Genomic DNA, 18072 nt, shown 5'->3' on the forward strand with positions numbered 1-18072 from the left:
TATATGGATACCTATCTCCTATAGTCAATTTAATCCCAAAAACCGAATTTATCCAAAGATGTATTTTGCTCAAATACATTTTCCGAAATAACCAACTCCTTCGGTTTCTTTACACTTTGGAAAATCGGATGGCCAGCAAAAGCGGCTTCATCAATACTTACCATAGAATTAAACTCTATTCTACGCATGGATTCATTATGATAGAAAGCCTCGCAGCCTATCTTCTCTAAAGATTTTGGAAATACGGCAGAACGTAGTTTAGAGGGGTAAAAAGCCCGTGTACCAATTTCCTTCAATCCTTCAGGGAAATTGATTATACTTAGAGATTTACTTATTGTACTGTATTTGTAATCCGTTTTATATCAATAGTTTGCGAATTAAATGGTAGAAAAGTGATGATACTGATTCTGAGGATGTCGGAAAAGATAAAGATTTAGTATATTTAACCTTTATTAAAAAACTCTACGCCTCTACCACATCCCATATATCTCTTAACTCTTGACAGTCTATAGTATGAAATCTATCCTTTTGAATGGCGACACATAACAAGTAGCGAGGCCTACTCATGCCAACATATACCACCCTAAGGCTTTTTAGCGTATCATCATCAGTCCCCATGTACGCAATCCCCTTAAATTGCTCTTTTAGCCGTTCAGACTCATAATACTTGTTGAAAAAGGTTTCAAGGTATAACGTAGCAGCATGTGTTTCAGCTTTCACGGCATGAACCGTGGCTATCTCAATCTCCATGTCATCTTCTTTGTATATGTTCCCATGTTCAAGATTTTGTCCGCCTTGGTTCCCGTCTGCAACGGCATTAAAGAATGTATTAGCAACCACAGTCACCTCATTTTTACCAAATAGAGGCAGAAGCGTACCCGACAAATACTGATAAATATCTTCTTTAAGATGTTGTCTTTCTTCTGCATTATTTCCAGTTGCCGCAAGCATAGCCCAATTCATCACTTTACTAAGAAATTCTTCTTTATCCTTAGCATCTATCAATGTCAGATAGCCAAGCAATGATGTTCTGGTATAACGCTTGGTATCATTATTTACATCACATAGATCCAAAAATTCAATAACACCTTGTATAATAGACGATGCACAATCTTTTACTGTTCCTTGAGGGCTTTTATATAAGAAATCATCAAATGAATCTCCCTCTCCCCTTGTTTTTACATTCTTCTTTTCAAATGATGGGTAATATGATTCTATATATATCTTTTGCTCGTTAGCTCCTTTCTTGCCCACCCATCCACATGCTTTGATATTTACTCTGTGCAACGGATCTTCATTTTTTTCTTTGTCGGCAAGATTCAGCACTGATATGTTATCCATCTCAGGGATGGTTGTCGTTCTCAGCAATTCTGCATACTTGGGTAGTACCGTCAGCGGGTCTTCATAGGTAAGAATAACAGGTTTTACCGAATATACATCTTCATTTCCAACAAGAAGATGATTATCTTCCATACACAAAAAACGTAATGGCCGGGCAATTTTCTCTCCGAATCGATTACTATTACGTATATATAGTACATTTTCGTCTCTCAATTCAGTATTATCGCTCCCATCGCTTCCATCTCCATCATAGATTGCTTGGCAATAATCCCCAAACCGCTGAACAATGACTTTATCATCTGCGAATAAACTCTTTATTAGTTTAACTTGCTGTTTGTCACAGTCTTGAACTTCGTCAATAAAAAGGTATTTGAACCTCTTATCTGAGAATCTGCAAAAATCAAGCCCCTTTTCCCGTATATATCTAAATGCCAGGTCGTATGCATCTTCAAAAGATAAAATACCATCTTGGAACATCTCTTCTTTTAGCTTTAGATACTCAGCACCAGATTCAGAAGAAAAACCAATTGGTCTTTGGTCTGCTATGATTTGATTATTTAGCCAATCCACCTTAAAGGAAAGAATAATGTCCTTCCATTCATTATCAAGTATTTCTTTCTTTTTTGCCCTAATTTGCTGCACTATATTTCTGGGGATATTTGCGTAAACATGACCGCTCAACTGAAAATCATACCAAATAACACGTTTGCCTTTCTGCTTTATTACATTAGCAGCCTTCAATAAATCAACCCCTCCCCATGCATTTATTTCTTCTTCTCCTAACCTATGCTTTTTTGCTGCCATACGAGCAAAAACCAAACCTTTTAACTTGTTTTCAAAAGGTAAACTGCTATATTTCTTCAGCAGAACGGCCATGGCAATATCATTATCCACATATTGGATCTGACTTCCATAGAAATAATGAAGTGCCGCACCTGCAATGTACTTATGCAGAAATGTCTGTATAGTTCCGAAGAAATTAGGATAGCTGAAAAGCACTTCTGCTTTAGGTCCAACTTTTGCCTTTATTTCGTCAATGGCCACGTTGGTGTGTGTAAGTACGCATACTCCCCTTCCATCTGCCAATGGTAACTTGTTTGCAAGAATAATCAACTTTGCAAGCAAAGACGTTGTTTTACCACTTCCTGGACAGGCTTGGACATAGCAACTGCTATCCTTTTTGATAATCTCAACTCTTGGATTATCAAAAGGTTTCTTCTCTTTCAAAAGAATATCATGGGCTATTCTTATTTCATCATCTGTTGCGAATGACATACATCAAATACCTTTTTAAGAATTACGCAGTGACATATTCTATGGCTTCCTTTAGATATTTCATCCTATCGTCAGTCTCAATAATGCCTTTAACCTTTCCTTTCATCTCATCATTTCCTTTTACCGGCGGTAGCTCACCTGAAATCATCCCTGACAAATACTACGCTGTGATTGCTTTACTCACCACACCCTCATTCAGAGGCGCAAATATACGATAAATGTCCTCTCTTGTTGGTACATGTCCGTCAGGATAGTCCTCTTTCACCTTACTCCACAATTCTAGCAAGGTCTCGTCTGTCATCTCCAAATCCGGATTATCAGTTTCTATTTTTGCAGCTCTGGTAGCAGTAACCAACAGCCTATAAAGACCACTCCCTGCTATCTCATATTCCAAAGTCCAATCTTTGGGCAGGTATATTTTGGTCTTCCCTTTGTTGATTTCACTTTTCAAACGCTTAATCCGATCTTCTCTGATTGTCGAAAGCATTGCTTCGTCAAGCTTTGTCTTCTTATCATCCGTCAGAACTGCTTTCAAACGTTCAATAGTCTCTCCTATAGGAACAAAGTTCTCCGTCTTATTAGACCGAACTTCTTTTTCAAAAACAGTTAGACTACGGTACACATTTGCCATAGCTTCATAATCAACTTCTTCCGTGATGGCTTTTAATTCCGTAAGAACGGTATCTTTCAACCAATATTTAGGAATCTTACGGTCTTTACTATTGTCATCATAATATTCAAGAGCCTTAACATCGAGGTCAGATATGACAGCAATGGGTATGTCAAATGTTTTTTCATCCTTGCGCTTAAAGATATTAACATACCGTTTGTATGCCGTACTTCCCACATTAACAATAGAGACTCCATGTTTATGCAGATGCCTATCCATCAATTCTGCGATGGCTGGGATTAATAAGTTCTCAGCATCTCCCTCAACCATTATCAGTCCCTTAGCAAAGAAAAGGTTAGCTTTTATAGCATCCAGAAAACGTTCCAAAAAATTATAGTCAGCTGGATCCATCATCGTGTAATCCGCAGACATTGGATATGCTTCCTTGTCTTTTAGAATAATAAGGTTTTCAAGTCGTATTTTCGATGCCAACGTAATGCTATGGGTGGAAAGAATAAACTGTTCATTGTTTTGTTGGGAGGAAATATAATCTATCAACCTCAACTGATATTGCGGATGAAGGTGTGCCTCCAGTTCTTCTACTATCGCCAGCTTCAATCCTTTCTTCTGGTTGTTGAACAGAAGCATCTCAGCTGCTATACACAATAAGTTAAGCGTTCCGAGTCCCGACTTGTTACCCTCCATGATAAGATCAAGCAACCTCAATATATCTGTTAGTTCTCCACCAGTCAGCTTAATCTGGGCATTTCGCGGGTCTCCGTTAAGCAGGAAATGCTTTTTTAAGAACTTATTAATGTCTCCTGTGATAATAGAGCCATTACCCCCATCTTTGAAATAGTTCTCTATTTCTCTCTTTAAATTCTCATAGTCGGTCTCCAGTTTGTGCTTAGTGCTGTTTCCTTCAGCATCTTTTTGAGTCTTGAATAGTTCGTGTGCACCGAGGATTTGTGCCAACCTTGACTTATAACCATGAGTCATATCTGTAAGGGCATCCCTGAGAGGTTTGAAATATACCACCTTTAACAATTCTCGCGCTTCAGAGTCTATTCTGTCTGCTTGTCCTTCAATACCAGCTGTGAACGATGGCATAATGACGTTATCTTTCCTCTTAGCATAAAGCCATACCTTCAACAAATATCTTGTTTTATCATCGTTCCATGACAACCACTCCCAGAATAAGCCTGAGTCCTGTTCATTCAATCCGTCAAACACGCACTCTATTTTAAACTCTTCCTTTCTATTTCCGTTGACATCTTGATAAAAATCTTTATCATCAAACTGGATAAACTCTCCGCTTTGTGTCTTCAGAGCATATCGAATAGCATCAACGATGGCCGTCTTACCTGAGTCATTTTCTCCAATAAGCACGTTCACGCCTTCATGGAAATTCACCATTAGCCCTGGCTCACCATTAGGACCTTCGCAGTATTTCCTAAAATTCCATAGTTTGAGAGCAGACAGATACATTTTGACTTATATTTATATTACTCTAATACTACCCATACCCCATCATTATCCTTGCCTTCATGCTTCAGAATTCCATTCTTTTGCAAAGCGGAAAGGTCTCGTTCTATTGTGCGTTGGCTCACCGACAGCTTCTCCGACATTTGGCGACCACTAATTGTCGGAGACTCTTTGATGAGATTCAGTATTTTCTGTTGACGCTCAGTAATTTTCGTCTCCGACACGTCTCCGTCATTATCTCCGACATTTGTCATGTCGGTGGAGGCAAATATGATAGTCTGAAATTGAGTTGGAGTGGATTTGAAAATAGGTTTCAGTTCATCCCTATACCCATCCAATACTTTGGTCTCGTTGCAGATGCGTGTGAGTCCACTACCTCTTTTCTCCATATAGTCCAGTTGGGCCATGACATTTGCAAGTATTGGGTTACGTCTTTCAGAAGAAACGTCAGCGATGTCTAAGTCCTGAATCAGCATACCATTGTACATTCCACCAGGGGACGTGATTGTGAGACGGTCATCGTAGATATCAAGATGCACCTCGCCACCCATAACAGTATAGTCACGATGGATGAAGTGGTTAACCATAGCTTCGAGAATAGCACGTTCTGCATACTCAGGTTTGTTCTTTCGCCCATCAGGTAACTTCTCCCAGCCTTTTTTTGTGTTGGATTTCACAAAGTTCATGGATTCACGAAGTAACATGAGTACGTTTCCAGTAAACTCTGCATCATTGATAGTATCACCCTTTTCCTTTCCATCCCAACGTGTGCAGTATAGGCGAGATTGCCACAATGGGCAGTCATCGGCAAACAAGGCACCAGCATTTGTAAGGTTCTTTGCACCAGTTACCAATCCAAACGACAAAAGATATTTCTTGTCCCATTCTTGTTTGGTGCGGTCTTTGAAAGCATTTGCCAATATCGTAAAGGAGTAGTCCTCCGCATTATAATCTGTATGTAGAGAATCGAAAGTTTTGTTCGAGCCTTTAAGCATCAATCGTACCATTTGTTCTGCTGTTGCTGGTAAGCTCTCATCACCAATGCGAACAAAGGCGATACGCTGACCATCGCCAACATAGTAATATGGGGTATAATGTCCTGTATTGACTTTGAGCTGCAAGATATGTAAACCATCTGCAACATGAGGAATCAAATCCACCTCTGGTAAAGGATCCATATAGTCACGAATCTTACTACTGATAGCTTCACACACATGCTGTACATCATCAAGACCTCTGACAATACCATCATTATCAATGCCAAAGAAAAGGGAACCGCCCAAACCATTGGCAAAAGCACTTATGCTTTTCAACCAACTCCTAGGTTTCTTTTCTTCCAGCATCAACTTAAAATCGTATGCGGTACATTCTGCTATCAGAGTATTCAAATCCATTGTTATGATGACTACTGTATTATCAATCAGTAAAAACATTTCTATTCATAAGTACAAAATTACAACTAATTATCCGAAAACCAGCATAAAAGTCTTTGTTTCGTATAGTTCTAAGCATCATTGGTACACTTTTAATAGAAAATAGAACAAAAGAACTCAATTCCATCGCTATATATTCGTCATTTTCAAATATTATAGGTAATATTGCATTTGGATTTGGGCGACCATTTCCAGACATTTGAAATAAAAGGAGCGTTATGCTACTCTTGTAAGTGCGAAGCCTGAGAAACTGAAACACGAAATCAACAAGAATTGGCATGGCAGTTCCCACGTTATAGCGTGGGCTGCTTAACCATATCTGTTGATTAAGGTTTTCTCAGGGCCTGCACTTTAAGACATGGTTATTGGCAGTGCCACGCTTCTCGTTTTACCGAGTGAAGTATTCTGTATAAAACAATGTAGAGTGATTTATGAACAAAAAGCAAGAGGATAGAACAATCATTTTGGACAACGGAGAGATTACCAAAGTGACTTTCCCTGTTGTCGTTTCTGCAAGTCGGAGCACAGACATACATCTTCAAAAGTTCTGCAGCTGGATAGACCAACATCGTAGAGCCTACTACAATAAAAACATTTGCTTGCTTTGTTGCCTCTACAGACGCTTTCCACAGCCGTAGTTCGATATCTTCGTTGAAGAATATTACATAAGGTTGCAACTGTGAACCATCGGGTGCCTTATCACCGATATGAATATCAGGATTGTTATGGTCAATCTCATACGATTCATATGGATGTAATGTAGAAGCATTCTTCAACGCTTCACCGTGGAGGTGAATTACATTCGTTGAGCCTGCCCGTTCGTGAAAGTCATCGCCATTCTGGGTAATCACTGTCACCTCGTACTCGTCTTCCAACTCTGCAATAATGTAATGTCCTTCGTTAGGCCCTTTCTTCATAATCAAGCTGCGAATGAGATTGAAAAAATCGAGCATCCGCTGCCTCCGTTCGTTGCAGTCACTTCGTCTTCCACAATACCACGAACTGCGTGCGGCTACAGCCTCGATGTTGAGCGTATCCCACAAACCGCCTTTGCCACGAAAAGTGGGTAATCCACTCTCGCGGCTCATACCGGCTCCGGTATAGAAGACAAGTTTACACATACTATTTCTGTGGTTTATGCAACGACATTGTGTAGCCACATCTGATACATTTTGTGCCGGACAGAGGTCTTGCCCCAGGGTAAGTTTCCTCATACATAAAATGGTGGTTGTCTCTCACGTAATCGTGGTTGGGACATTTCAGTCCACGTACTTCTTTTACCTTCTTCATATGGATATTATTTATTGTTACTATACAGAAACTTTTCGCTCGAATTACTAACCCTTTTCTTTTATAGAGTAGTAATCCGAGCGAAATATATCTCTGTAAGAAAATAAATCTTACGATTTATGGAATAAGTGTAAACCATTGATTCAATATATCTTCCACTTGTGTTCTAATTTCAGGTGTCACACGATGCTTAACGCGGTTGTAGGCAATTGCTAAAGTCGCAACATTATCTGCCAAACCTAATATTCCGAACTTGTTTCGGCTCAACAAATCCTTTGGCAAAAGCTGATATGCCAACGCCCCAATGATAATTACTTTGTCTACAACCGGTGTCGTGGGAGCTTTAACCACATAATATAATTCCAAAACAGTACGCGTGGTCTCTCTTCCAGCCTTGACAGCGTATTGTTTAATATATTGCCAGAGTTGTTCTGGACTTCCAAAGACGTTGCTTAATATATCCATATATTCAATGTTTAAATTTCAGTTTACTATATAGATAAAAGAACACTCGGATTTCTATCTTCAGAAATCAAATCCAAGTTTACGACCTTTTCTGCGCCACTCCTCATCATCCTTTTCAAACTGATCAAGCATTTTCTCTGTATTGGAGATAAAATCATCTGTTTGATTGAGTAAAGCAGCAGTACGCAGACGAAGTTCTATACGCTGCCTCACAAACGATGACTCTGATGCACTTGCCCCGATAGCATTCATCACTCTGCGAAAGCAGGCGTCAGAGTTATCCAACTTAACTCCACACTGCTCAATAGCACGGTCTAATGACTTTTGTCTATCTGTCAAAATATTCCAACTCATATCATTTTATCTTTTTATTGTTAATCTAACAATCTTATATAGGCAGTACATCAAATATACCGGGGTTATAAAGAACCCTAAAAATATTGATATTGCAAGTTTAATCAAGAAATGCCCAAATATGGCTTCAAATGTAAACCATACGAATGTCATCGGTGCAAATTATGACAATCTACACATTGGGCTACAGCGGGTCGTGTTGGATGGTAATAACAATTCATTTAATCTATATTTCTTGAAACAACCGGATACCTGGCCAATCTATTAAATTCATTTTGAATCTTATCCATAACCAGTTTATCCAATTTGTTTTGTTGTATCATTCCCCAAAGCTGTGGTATCGCAAAAGGCCACCATACACATACTGTCAATGCCGTAGGGATAGCTTGCTGACCAAATATACCGACACTCGCTTTCACATATACATGTGGGACAGCTGGTGATATTCTGATTTTCAAAGCCGTCTGCAAGCCTAAAACCGCCTTAAACAGATTTCCTTTCTTAATTGAAATATCCCAATCTCCTGAAGGTAATTTAATCCCATCAACTTCATATCCATCATAACGCAAAGAAGACATTAAACTATTTGCAACCGTATCCGAATAAGGTGCTACATCACAGAATAACTTTGTCGATCTAAAAAGTCCCATACTTCGTTTTTTTTCTATTGATGATGTAAAGGAGTGAAATCTATCATTGGCCGGATTGTATCATTCTTTTTAAGAATACTTTATTTTTATCTGAACCGATAATTTCAAAATTCGCTGATTGCAAAAGCTTAATAGATATAACGTTGTCTTTGTAGACTTCACTCTGTATAAAATCACAACTCAAATTTTTCAAAATAAAGCTTACTGTTTCTAAGATGCACTCTTTCATTATGCCTTGTGAACGGTAAGCCGGATGCATAGCATAAAATAACGTCGGTTTGTCAGGTATATCCATTATGGCTATAAACCCCACAAGTTTAGCATTTAAATAAATCCCCCAAAGAAAGCCTTCATTACGAGTCACATAACAACTAAAAGAATATAAGAACTGTTTTATGCCATCTTCTGAAGAAACAAGATCATTCAATTCTCTGAGATAACGTTTGGTCGCATCGTCATCAAATATCTGCCGCAATATTGGAATGTCAGTATTATTGATACAACTCAATACGCATCTATGCGTTTGTATTTTAGGATATGCATTCATTTTATCAGGCCTCTTTCTGCCATCTCGCAATATAAAAACATGAAAATCTGTGCATATACCCGTTCATTATGACACAAGATATCCCATTGTTCATCCGAATATTCAACTGCTGTCAAACACATGTCGCACATTCGAATGGCTGGACAATATTTACAACGTTCAACACGCTTATGATAATATTCCTCTACAATCTCATTTGCACGTTTCCAATCTATACCATTCTTGACATTCCCAATTCGATATTTATCGGCTACTTTTTCACATATCCCAATCTGCATTTGAGAGTCAATATATATCTTTGAATTGATGGGCATACAAGTTGCCATTGGTACTGATTGTCCTGCGTCTATAATTGGACGATCTTTCCAATAAGCGAGGCATTCATCCAAAAAGATTTTAAGAACAACCCAATCTTGATGTTTCTCATATGCGTCTAATATATGTAGATAAAGTTGTTTTGTCTCTTCGTAGTCAACAGTTTTTACCCCATTGATAAAATTAGGGGATAATCCATGAATATTTGAAAGAACGAAACTTTTCAGCAATCCATCGCTATTCCATTCTCGTGCAATTTGGATAATGTCACTAAATGCCACCAATGTCATTTGCAATAACACACATGGAATATATTCAGGATAAGTCTCTTTTATATGGCTCAATGCACTATAAACTCTTTCATATGATCCATTCCCCATGATGTCAACGCGATGTTTATTATGAAAAACTTTAGTCCCATCGATTGAGATTGCCAACTCTACACTATTTATTGAAAGCCATTCAATTTTTTCATTATTTAGCAACACACCATTTGTTGAGATAGAAAAATCCACATTGTTTCCCCAACGCTCGCGCCCTCTTATTATTGCATATTGAATAAGTTGGTATTGCAACAGCGGCTCACCTCCATAAAACGCAATACGTAAACGTCTATTCCCAGCTATCTGTTGGATAAAATCATATATAACATCAATGTCTCTACCTGTTAATGTATGACTACCGTGAATACGATTGTTTACATAGTCTCCGGAATAGCAACAATATGTACATCTGAGATTACATTGTTCTGTTATACCGATAATAAACATTTCTATTTCAGACATAGTATTGAACTGATTCAGAGGATTGAAACGCCAGGTATAATCACTTTCATCCGCAACTCCTCCTACTATTTCATTCGTTCTACGCAAATAGGAATAGATGTTTCCTCGAATGGTCTGAATATGCATATGAATTAATCTTAACTCCTTCTTCCACATTTATTTGCCGAGCAATGTCCGCATCTTAAACACTTTGCCTGACAGGCAGCCATGCCCATAGCCTGGATAGCTGCTTTTTTCTTATCCTCCTTTATTACATTATTATTAAGAATAGGAAGAATGCCACCATAACTTACTTGATTATTTACTTGTGTGTACATAACTTAATATTTAGTGGTTATACTCGTTTGATGATTCTATCATATTCTCCTGAACTATACCAATTCCATAATTCTCCTGCTCGGACAACTAACCACGGCATAGCTGCCGCATTAATGGATAGATATTTAATTATACTATCCATCATTCCCGAATGATTGTTGTTGAAATCCATTGCCTGCTGAATAAAAGACTTTATATGAATCCGGCCATAGCATTTCTTCGGCAGACCTGCCATTTTTATCATTGTAGTAAGAGCTACATTTATGTCTTGGCAACATAATAGACCTATACGATCCGCCGAAAAATCAGAGATACGATACCAATTTAATAATGGCATTTTTACTAAACTCATCCATATATTCAGATCAGAGTTCGCTATAGGCATATACATTGCTTCTGTAAACATATGGTATGATTTATGACCGCATTTTATATGTCCGAGTTCGTGTCCAATCATAAAATACAGTTCTTCAGGAGAAAGCAAATCCACAGTTCCTGATTGTAATATTATTCTCGGCTTTTGCTCTCCTACGGAAAATGAGCAAATATCATAATCCCAGTCAGTTGAACAGGCCGGTACATTTTTTATCTCAAGTAACCGACAAGCCTCCACAACATGTCTATGTATATTCGGTAAACTTTTATCTGTTACATTTATACCTTCCGCAGAATATTCAATTGCAGCATACTTTTCCATTATGCTACCGACCGTCTTATCAACTATTGATTTAAATCCTGGAATTTTTCTCAATTTATCCAATGTTGATTTGTCCTTAGGATGTAGAATGGCCGAAATATCTAATCCTTTTATTGTAGTTCTAAGTTTCATATCCTGGTGCTTCTATGATTATCAACCTCCACCCATAGAATAGTCTCCTTCAGCATACAATATACGCTTACGACATCGTGAACAACTGATTAAAGTGCGTGTTTCATTGGGCATTTCTGAAAGAGGATTGAGGGTACCACATTCCGGACACACAATGTAGTAAGACTTACAATGCTCACAATAGTGCAAATCTAATGTCCTAAAATCTGCTTTTTGTTTATTAGAGCGCGATTCACCAGACCAAAAATGGTCAACACCATTTATAATCGAACCGCAAATAGCAAGACCAAGTCCCTCTTTTGATTTCAAATCCTTGAACTTTGACCAAGGACGAAGTTCCCGCAAACACTTTTTACATTTGTGTGGCATATTATCTATTTATTTTTTGAATATCATATATAGTATTGTTCTGCCAATTTTGCGTTCCATACCATTCTTGGTTATAGGTACGCTTGTTTGACGGCTAATTTTCTGTTTAAGTTTGGTTATCCCCAATGCTCGTTTCCACGAGAATGAGGCTCTTGGTATTTTTATTTTGTTCATACTTCTTCAGTTTCAGGTGTAATCGGTTTCACCTTTGACATCTCACTATCTTTCCATTTGACAATGGTAGCATCAGCAACCTCAATTTGAGCGTTCTTAACTTTTTCAAGAATATCACTCTTCAATTCGAGTTCTATCTGATGCTGTTTTTGAAGTTGTTCTTCACGTGTTTTCAACTCAATATCATGCATGTTACGAATGCGTTCCATATACTCATCAGATTCAAGGTATGCCATCACCTGTTTTTCTTCTGCTTGAATCATTCTATCATAAGAGCCGACAGGTGTAACAATCTTTACTACGGTAGGAAGAATTTCAATAATAAAAAACAGCAGGCGAATCATCCACAAAAAGAATAACTCAGTAGGCAAATTTCCATTCGCATCTCTTTTCCAAACTGCATATTCGAGAATACGATAGTTCTGTATGAAGTGATTTCCTTTATTTGATGTCTGCCGAAAATCCTGAATAATCTTTCCTCTCTCAGTAGCCAAAGAATCACGTGTATCCCGATTATGAGCCAAACGTTCAGATTCCCTTACATAGTCCGTGGTATTTTGAGCAATCTGTCCCTCTGCAATAGAGCGTTCCCCTTCAAGTTCTTTAATCCTTTTATTGATTTTATCATTCCATGCTTTCTTCTCATTTTCCATTGTGCGCCAATGTGGGCGTCTTAAATCTTTTAGACGAGTTATTTCACTAGTATATATAGCAGAGTCTATAGCGTTCTTTGCATTCGCCAGATTCCTTTGTGTGGCATTGATCTGATTATTATAATTGTTGTACTGGTTCTGGGCAGTTGTAAACGTATTTGTTGTTGGTTTATTCAATTTGTTTCGCTCTGCCTGAATCTGTGCATTCAATGAACTGACATTGCCCCTTAAACCTATATTTAGGCTATCCAGTCTGCTCATCGTCGAAGTAGACAAATCAATCTCGCCACTCAAAACTCCTTCTTCTCTATGAGCACGTGTACTTTCTGATAGTTCCTTAGCCGAACTTTCATCAAAAAAGAATTTTTGTTCTGCGATGAAGTCCTCGAAAATAACCAACTCTAATGGAATCGATACCATAAAAGCAATGATGCATGCCAATGCAGAACGAGAGAGCAGGGGTACCCAGAACTTCTGTTTCTTGGCTGATGGATCTTTCTTTAATGTAATGACAAGACTCCGGTCGATACAGAAAATCAACAAAGACCATATTAAACCAAACAGCATTGCCCAGCCTAAACTTCCGGAAGATTCGTCGCCGCTCTGTGTAAAATACCACGCTGCAGATGTTCCCGCACAAAAAGCAATAAACGCAGTCATCAGAATTGTCGCACCAATGGCAGAAAACTTTTTATGGTCTGTTCTGCATTTTTCAAAAATATCCAATTCTGCTCCGGCAACAGTCCACAGAAATCTTTGAAATTTATTTCCCATATATCTCTTCCTTTTTATTTATACACAAGTATGTAGTATAACTTTTCTTATATAATTGTATCGTTAATGTCCAATATATCAGACTTACCAATATGCCAAAAGCCAAAGGCAAAATCATATTTTCAATTGACCAATAAATGTCAATTGCCTTCTTACCGTAGTTGGATAAGAGTGTCCAATCTAAATTTAGATAGATATATAGCATTGCAGGCAATAGCCCAATTAAAAGACATAGAAATGCTCCAATCCATTTTATGATTACGAGACGGTCTCTATAATCAATAAAATGTTTAATTGCCGTATAAAGCAGCCATACAGATCCTACGCTCATTATCAAACCAATCGAAACAAATAATCTTATTGTCCAACTAGGTGCTATTATCGCAAGAATGGCATTTATACCTATGATAGCAAATAGAACGATGCTCAAAATCACCGTTGCATTGTGCAACAAGGCTTTGTACTCATTCGTAATATACTTATCAGCACTATTCATTATAGTTTTATCTTTAGGGATAAAATATTCTTCAATCTATTCCAAAGCCCCTTTTCAAACATCTTTTTTGTAATACCCTGTTCCGTTGGGGAGAGCATCCATCTATCCAAATCAGTTTCTTTAATAGATGTTATGAGTGGGGTTAAATCTATTTCGCAGTTTGGAATTTGCAATCTTGATAAACTGTCTGATACTTTGACATCAAGTTTCGGAAGTGAACGTACTCCAACGCTTAACATTTGCTCCTTAATTGATATCGCATTGCTTGCTACCAAACGATATGTTATGGCCCTATTGGGGAATACTTTGATGGAAGTTTGTTGGGTAACATCAATATCATTAGGATAGAGCATTATATTATCTGCGTTTGCAACGTTCCATCTTAACTCCACGGGCTGGGACTCTAAGGTGTGTGGCATATCTGACGAGAAATCATTGATAGCAACCTCTCTTAATACTCTAATTGTTATCTCCTTAGAAATTGATATTTGTTCATCAACTGCAAATACAATAAGAGTATATGTTGTATCTTTTGTAGGAGTTACTTCTAATTCGGTAAATATTGATACATCTATCTCATCGACATCAGACTTAAGCAAAATCTTTTTAGCATAATCCACACTCCAAGATAGTCTTGTCGTTTTGCCCGCCTTTATATTAGAGTGAGAAGAAGAAAAACGACGGATGCTTGGAGATGAGTATGGTACAACCTTCACTGATTGTTTTACCAAATCATAATCGTTATATACAATTAGGTAAAGTTCTAATGCCTTCTCAACAACCAGCTCTACATCTTTATACAATGTTACATCTTTGCCAGCCAGTTCAATCTTGGTATAATTTTCGGCATCCCACTCAATGTAGATTTTACTACCTATAACATATTGTAGTTCCTTAATCCGAAAATATTTGATCTCAGGCTTAAGAGATAAACCATTCTTAGTCGCCTCTGAAAACTCGTATCGACATTTGCGACAAAAGTTTGCAGCTATCGGATTTTCGGCATTACATTCGGGACATTTTTTCATTTCGCTCATAATGCCTTTAGTTATTGGTTAGAGTAAAGGAATAATATTGAGATTCTGCGACAGAAATTGCCGATGATGTAGAATATTCCCATATTTTACAATAGAATTTCAAATTGTGCTTACCAGTCCCAACTTCCAACTCATTATATGGCATGAATATTTCGACATCTGTATACGAACTGCTATCATAGTTAGGTTTTATTGTTTTGTGAGTTGCCGCTTGATTATCTGATGTAGCATAACTTCCATTAGTATCTTTGACCCTATTGCCATTCTCATAGTAGAAATATACGGCACAAGAACCATCTATACCCTTCATGTTTTGCACCGAGAAGTCTACAAGAATTTTCATTCCCTTCACACCATTTTTAAATACATTATGCTCAACTGTTACATCCTTAATTTGGCCTGTGATTTTTTGAGCAACCTGAATAAGATTGATTTTGACTTCCATTCCTTCAGATTTGACCTTAAACCAATCTGTACGCTCTGTTCGTTTAGGGTTCTCTTCATATGAAATAGTAAATGACTCCGTGCCTTGAGTAATAACCCTGAACCAAGATGACAAAGAGTTAATTTCGTAACTATCCGCATCTGTATTTACTTGATAAGTGATTTGTCCTGATGAAGCACTGAGGTTGCTATCAACAACTTTCTTATCATTAACCAATAATCGTTGAGGTTTATATACTGCTTGATCCAAGCACATTGTCACCTCGTCATTCCTGGTTTTGATACGAATGTTTGCAGTTCTATTGCTCTGTCTATTTTTAGTTGCCTTAATTATAAAATACGAGTCATTCTTTTCTAATGTGCACCATTTAGGCAAATCCAAGACTTCATATTCTGATGCATTTGTCTTGACATCATACATAAGAGAGGCTCCATGAGTTGGAATATTAACTGTTCGTCCCTCGTTGGAACCATTTATCAATAGATATGACTTATACCCGAAGATATTAGACAAGAATCTTTCTCCACTATAGTTGCGGTCCTCCAATCGATATGCATAATGGAGAGAAAAGGCTGAAATTATTATGAATACTATAAGGAGAATAATAGTAACTACATTTGTTGCTGATGTTACCGTTCTTTCTACGACCTTATCCTTGTAGATGGTTTGAGAATCATATACAACATTGACTTCTTTAACATCGAATGATGTAGTATTATCTACACGCAATAATATCATTTGGCTATCTTTTACAGTCGCGATAAACCTATTTTGTCCTGTTACATCTCGCCCATTAATAGTTACCTTATCCGCGTTTATTGCATTCCATTCAACAAGGAACTTTCCATTAGATTGTTTCTTTATAGCAAAGTTTTCAATATGACACATATGACTTTTCCCGGGCTTGGTATGCTCGGGAAACCGTGTACCACATTTTCTGCAATAACTTGCAGATTCTGGATTGGACGTTTTACATGAAGGACATTCCTTTGATGTCATGTTACTTTAAACTTGATGCAATAGTTTCACAATCCCAGAAGCCATAATTACACTTACGGCAAAAATTGGCATCTATTGGATTTTCCGCACTGCAATTAGGGCATTCTTTAGTGCCATTCTTATCGTTAATCTTGACCTTTTTATGAACTCGCCTCCATTGAGTTAACTCATAACGGAGCTGCTGATTCTTTTTAACAATCTCATCCAATGTTTTAAGTACCTCGGTCAATTTTTCACTATTCTGTTCTGAAGCAGACACACTGTCTTCAGAATGTTTAATGTGCTCTTGCAAAACAGGGATAAGCTTATTCAACTGCTCAACCATTGCTTCATAGTCACCGATAGACTTATTGACTGCCGATACAAGGTTATTTATATCAGCACTCAACGTTGCTGATACCCTTTCCATTGAATTGGATTGTGACTTAAGGCTGCTTTCAAGTAAAGTAATAATTCTTTGTATTTCAGATTGTGTCGTATTAAGAGTGTCTGAGCAATTCTGGCTTGTAGCAGCAGCCAACCTACTTTCAAAAGTACAAACTCTTTCAAGAAGTTGGTTAGTAAATGCATCATTACCCTCCAGTAATTGGTTATACTTCTCAATAATTGCTTTCCGCAATACTTCTATCATTTCAATTTTCATCTCATCTACGCTCTCTGGAACGTTATTCAGAAATGATTTTATATCATTAGCAACTTCATCAAGTTTCTCTTTCTCTGTTTTTAAATATGCTTGCACTGATTCAGAGTGAGAGAGCAATAACGTATTTATACGTCTGTTTATCTCCTCGTTCGTTTCTGCTAACACCTGTGTGACATTATGTACATACTCATCGGATAATATTTTTACCTGCTCTTTGTTTGATTCATATATCCTACTATAAAATGCGTCTAATTGGTGTATATAGTTGTTCAAAAACGATTTTATATTCGCTTCTTGATTTTGGGAAACCTTTATCAACTGTAACAATGATACTTTTATATCGTTCAAAACCAGTTCGGGAGATTTCTCATTGCCTACTGTTCTTCGATAAAACTCATCCTCTTCCTTTTCCTCATATGCGTAGATAATCTTTATAGCGACAGAACAAACTACCGCACCAATAATACCTATTATAGATGTGGTAAATGCTGGTATTATATTTTTCACTAAAGTATCAACATCACTCAGTGAGTTTGTGCCGCTACTATCCAAGCTGACCACAATCGCAATAAAGGTTCCTAATATACCCAACGATGTCCACACGTTAGGCACATAGTTAAGCAGTTGTTTTGACCTTAACTTTGTAAAATACAATGCAAAGAAAACTGCTGTGATTGATAGTCCTGTTAATGTAACTATAAGATTCAACTCATCATTGATGGTAGAGATGTTTTCTGTTACTGAGTTTGACACTTCTTGTATGTTAATGGTTTCATCCATAGGTC

17 protein-coding genes are annotated in these 18072 nt (G+C 37.5%); all 17 read right to left on the reverse strand.

Annotated elements, in window-relative coordinates:
* Positions 1-29: 29 nt before the first annotated feature.
* The 17 genes from HMPREF1532_RS17475 to HMPREF1532_RS17560 all read right to left on the reverse strand — a co-directional run bounded on the left by HMPREF1532_RS17475 (position 30) and on the right by HMPREF1532_RS17560 (position 18067).
* A complete protein-coding gene (locus tag HMPREF1532_RS17475; RefSeq protein WP_081623173.1) occupies positions 30-335 on the reverse strand; it encodes a leucine-rich repeat domain-containing protein in 306 nt (101 codons plus the stop codon).
* 127 nt (positions 336-462) lie between these two features.
* Positions 463-2616, reverse strand: coding sequence for a UvrD-helicase domain-containing protein (locus HMPREF1532_RS17480; protein WP_005932445.1), 2154 nt, complete (start codon positions 2614-2616; stop codon positions 463-465).
* 160 nt (positions 2617-2776) lie between these two features.
* Positions 2777-4714 carry an ATP-dependent nuclease gene (locus tag HMPREF1532_RS17485; RefSeq protein WP_005932449.1) on the reverse strand — a complete coding sequence of 646 codons (1938 nt, stop codon included), beginning with the start codon at positions 4712-4714 and terminating at the stop codon, positions 2777-2779.
* Positions 4715-4731: 17 nt separating this feature from the next.
* Positions 4732-6105, reverse strand: coding sequence for an ATP-binding protein (locus tag HMPREF1532_RS17490; RefSeq protein ID WP_148301664.1), 1374 nt, complete (start codon positions 6103-6105; stop codon positions 4732-4734).
* A gap of 401 nt (positions 6106-6506) precedes the next feature.
* The gene (locus tag HMPREF1532_RS17500) at positions 6507-7358 is read right to left on the reverse strand and encodes a Sir2 family NAD-dependent protein deacetylase (protein WP_244266436.1); all 852 of its coding nucleotides are present in this window, start codon (positions 7356-7358) and stop codon (positions 6507-6509) included.
* Between the two features lie 193 nt (positions 7359-7551).
* Positions 7552-7899, reverse strand: a complete 348-nt coding sequence (locus HMPREF1532_RS17505) for a YkvA family protein (RefSeq protein ID WP_005932460.1) — start codon at positions 7897-7899, stop codon at positions 7552-7554.
* Positions 7900-7959: 60 nt separating this feature from the next.
* Positions 7960-8253, reverse strand: a complete 294-nt coding sequence (locus tag HMPREF1532_RS17510) for a hypothetical protein (RefSeq protein ID WP_005932463.1) — start codon at positions 8251-8253, stop codon at positions 7960-7962.
* 221 nt (positions 8254-8474) lie between these two features.
* Positions 8475-8903 carry a hypothetical protein gene (locus HMPREF1532_RS17515; RefSeq protein ID WP_005932465.1) on the reverse strand — a complete coding sequence of 143 codons (429 nt, stop codon included), beginning with the start codon at positions 8901-8903 and terminating at the stop codon, positions 8475-8477.
* 43 nt (positions 8904-8946) lie between these two features.
* The gene (locus HMPREF1532_RS17520; RefSeq protein WP_005932468.1) at positions 8947-9450 is read right to left on the reverse strand and encodes a GNAT family N-acetyltransferase; all 504 of its coding nucleotides are present in this window, start codon (positions 9448-9450) and stop codon (positions 8947-8949) included.
* Positions 9447-10550 carry a radical SAM protein gene (locus HMPREF1532_RS17525; protein ID WP_224203013.1) on the reverse strand — a complete coding sequence of 368 codons (1104 nt, stop codon included), beginning with the start codon at positions 10548-10550 and terminating at the stop codon, positions 9447-9449. The genes HMPREF1532_RS17520 and HMPREF1532_RS17525 overlap by 4 nt, the downstream gene beginning before the upstream one ends.
* 137 nt (positions 10551-10687) lie before the next feature.
* On the reverse strand, positions 10688-10867 hold the full coding sequence (locus HMPREF1532_RS17530) for a hypothetical protein (RefSeq protein ID WP_005932473.1): 180 nt from the start codon (positions 10865-10867) through the stop codon (positions 10688-10690).
* 17 nt (positions 10868-10884) lie between these two features.
* Entirely contained in the window at positions 10885-11697 is an 813-nt protein-coding gene (locus HMPREF1532_RS17535) for a M48 family metallopeptidase (protein ID WP_005932475.1), read from the reverse strand.
* A 539-nt stretch (positions 11698-12236) separates the two neighbouring features.
* On the reverse strand, positions 12237-13667 hold the full coding sequence (locus HMPREF1532_RS17540; protein WP_005932479.1) for a DUF4407 domain-containing protein: 1431 nt from the start codon (positions 13665-13667) through the stop codon (positions 12237-12239).
* Positions 13657-14163, reverse strand: a complete 507-nt coding sequence (locus tag HMPREF1532_RS17545; protein ID WP_005932482.1) for a hypothetical protein — start codon at positions 14161-14163, stop codon at positions 13657-13659. The genes HMPREF1532_RS17540 and HMPREF1532_RS17545 overlap by 11 nt, the downstream gene beginning before the upstream one ends.
* Complete coding sequence (locus HMPREF1532_RS17550; RefSeq protein WP_005932485.1) at positions 14163-15200, reverse strand: zinc ribbon domain-containing protein; 1038 nt, start codon at positions 15198-15200, stop codon at positions 14163-14165. Before HMPREF1532_RS17550 ends, HMPREF1532_RS17545 begins: the two co-directional genes overlap by 1 nt.
* Positions 15201-15207: 7 nt before the next feature.
* Positions 15208-16533: a BACON domain-containing protein gene (locus HMPREF1532_RS17555; protein ID WP_224203010.1), complete on the reverse strand. Its 1326-nt coding sequence runs from the start codon at positions 16531-16533 to the stop codon at positions 15208-15210.
* Positions 16534-16645: 112 nt separating this feature from the next.
* Entirely contained in the window at positions 16646-18067 is a 1422-nt protein-coding gene (locus HMPREF1532_RS17560) for a zinc ribbon domain-containing protein (RefSeq protein WP_005932489.1), read from the reverse strand.
* Positions 18068-18072: the final 5 nt, after the last annotated feature.

Source organism: Bacteroides salyersiae WAL 10018 = DSM 18765 = JCM 12988 (genome assembly GCF_000381365.1).
Classification (GTDB): domain Bacteria; phylum Bacteroidota; class Bacteroidia; order Bacteroidales; family Bacteroidaceae; genus Bacteroides; species Bacteroides salyersiae.

Bases quoted from the DNA above. Each gene is read 5' to 3' on its own strand.
- HMPREF1532_RS17520 (WP_005932468.1), bottom strand. From the start codon at position 9,450: ATGAATGCATATCCTAAAATACAAACGCATAGATGCGTATTGAGTTGT.
- HMPREF1532_RS17480 (WP_005932445.1), bottom strand. From the start codon at position 2,616: ATGTCATTCGCAACAGATGATGAAATAAGAATAGCCCATGATATTCTT.
- HMPREF1532_RS17490 (WP_148301664.1), bottom strand. From the start codon at position 6,105: ATGGATTTGAATACTCTGATAGCAGAATGTACCGCATACGATTTTAAG.
- HMPREF1532_RS17535 (WP_005932475.1), bottom strand. From the start codon at position 11,697: ATGAAACTTAGAACTACAATAAAAGGATTAGATATTTCGGCCATTCTA.
- HMPREF1532_RS17550 (WP_005932485.1), bottom strand. From the start codon at position 15,200: ATGAGCGAAATGAAAAAATGTCCCGAATGTAATGCCGAAAATCCGATA.
- HMPREF1532_RS17505 (WP_005932460.1), bottom strand. From the start codon at position 7,899: ATGGATATATTAAGCAACGTCTTTGGAAGTCCAGAACAACTCTGGCAA.
- HMPREF1532_RS17485 (WP_005932449.1), bottom strand. From the start codon at position 4,714: ATGTATCTGTCTGCTCTCAAACTATGGAATTTTAGGAAATACTGCGAA.
- HMPREF1532_RS17540 (WP_005932479.1), bottom strand. From the start codon at position 13,667: ATGGGAAATAAATTTCAAAGATTTCTGTGGACTGTTGCCGGAGCAGAA.
- HMPREF1532_RS17560 (WP_005932489.1), bottom strand. From the start codon at position 18,067: ATGGATGAAACCATTAACATACAAGAAGTGTCAAACTCAGTAACAGAA.
- HMPREF1532_RS17555 (WP_224203010.1), bottom strand. From the start codon at position 16,533: ATGTGTCATATTGAAAACTTTGCTATAAAGAAACAATCTAATGGAAAG.
- HMPREF1532_RS17530 (WP_005932473.1), bottom strand. From the start codon at position 10,867: ATGTACACACAAGTAAATAATCAAGTAAGTTATGGTGGCATTCTTCCT.
- HMPREF1532_RS17510 (WP_005932463.1), bottom strand. From the start codon at position 8,253: ATGAGTTGGAATATTTTGACAGATAGACAAAAGTCATTAGACCGTGCT.
- HMPREF1532_RS17545 (WP_005932482.1), bottom strand. From the start codon at position 14,163: ATGAATAGTGCTGATAAGTATATTACGAATGAGTACAAAGCCTTGTTG.
- HMPREF1532_RS17500 (WP_244266436.1), bottom strand. From the start codon at position 7,358: ATGAGGAAACTTACCCTGGGGCAAGACCTCTGTCCGGCACAAAATGTA.
- HMPREF1532_RS17525 (WP_224203013.1), bottom strand. From the start codon at position 10,550: ATGTCTGAAATAGAAATGTTTATTATCGGTATAACAGAACAATGTAAT.
- HMPREF1532_RS17515 (WP_005932465.1), bottom strand. From the start codon at position 8,903: ATGGGACTTTTTAGATCGACAAAGTTATTCTGTGATGTAGCACCTTAT.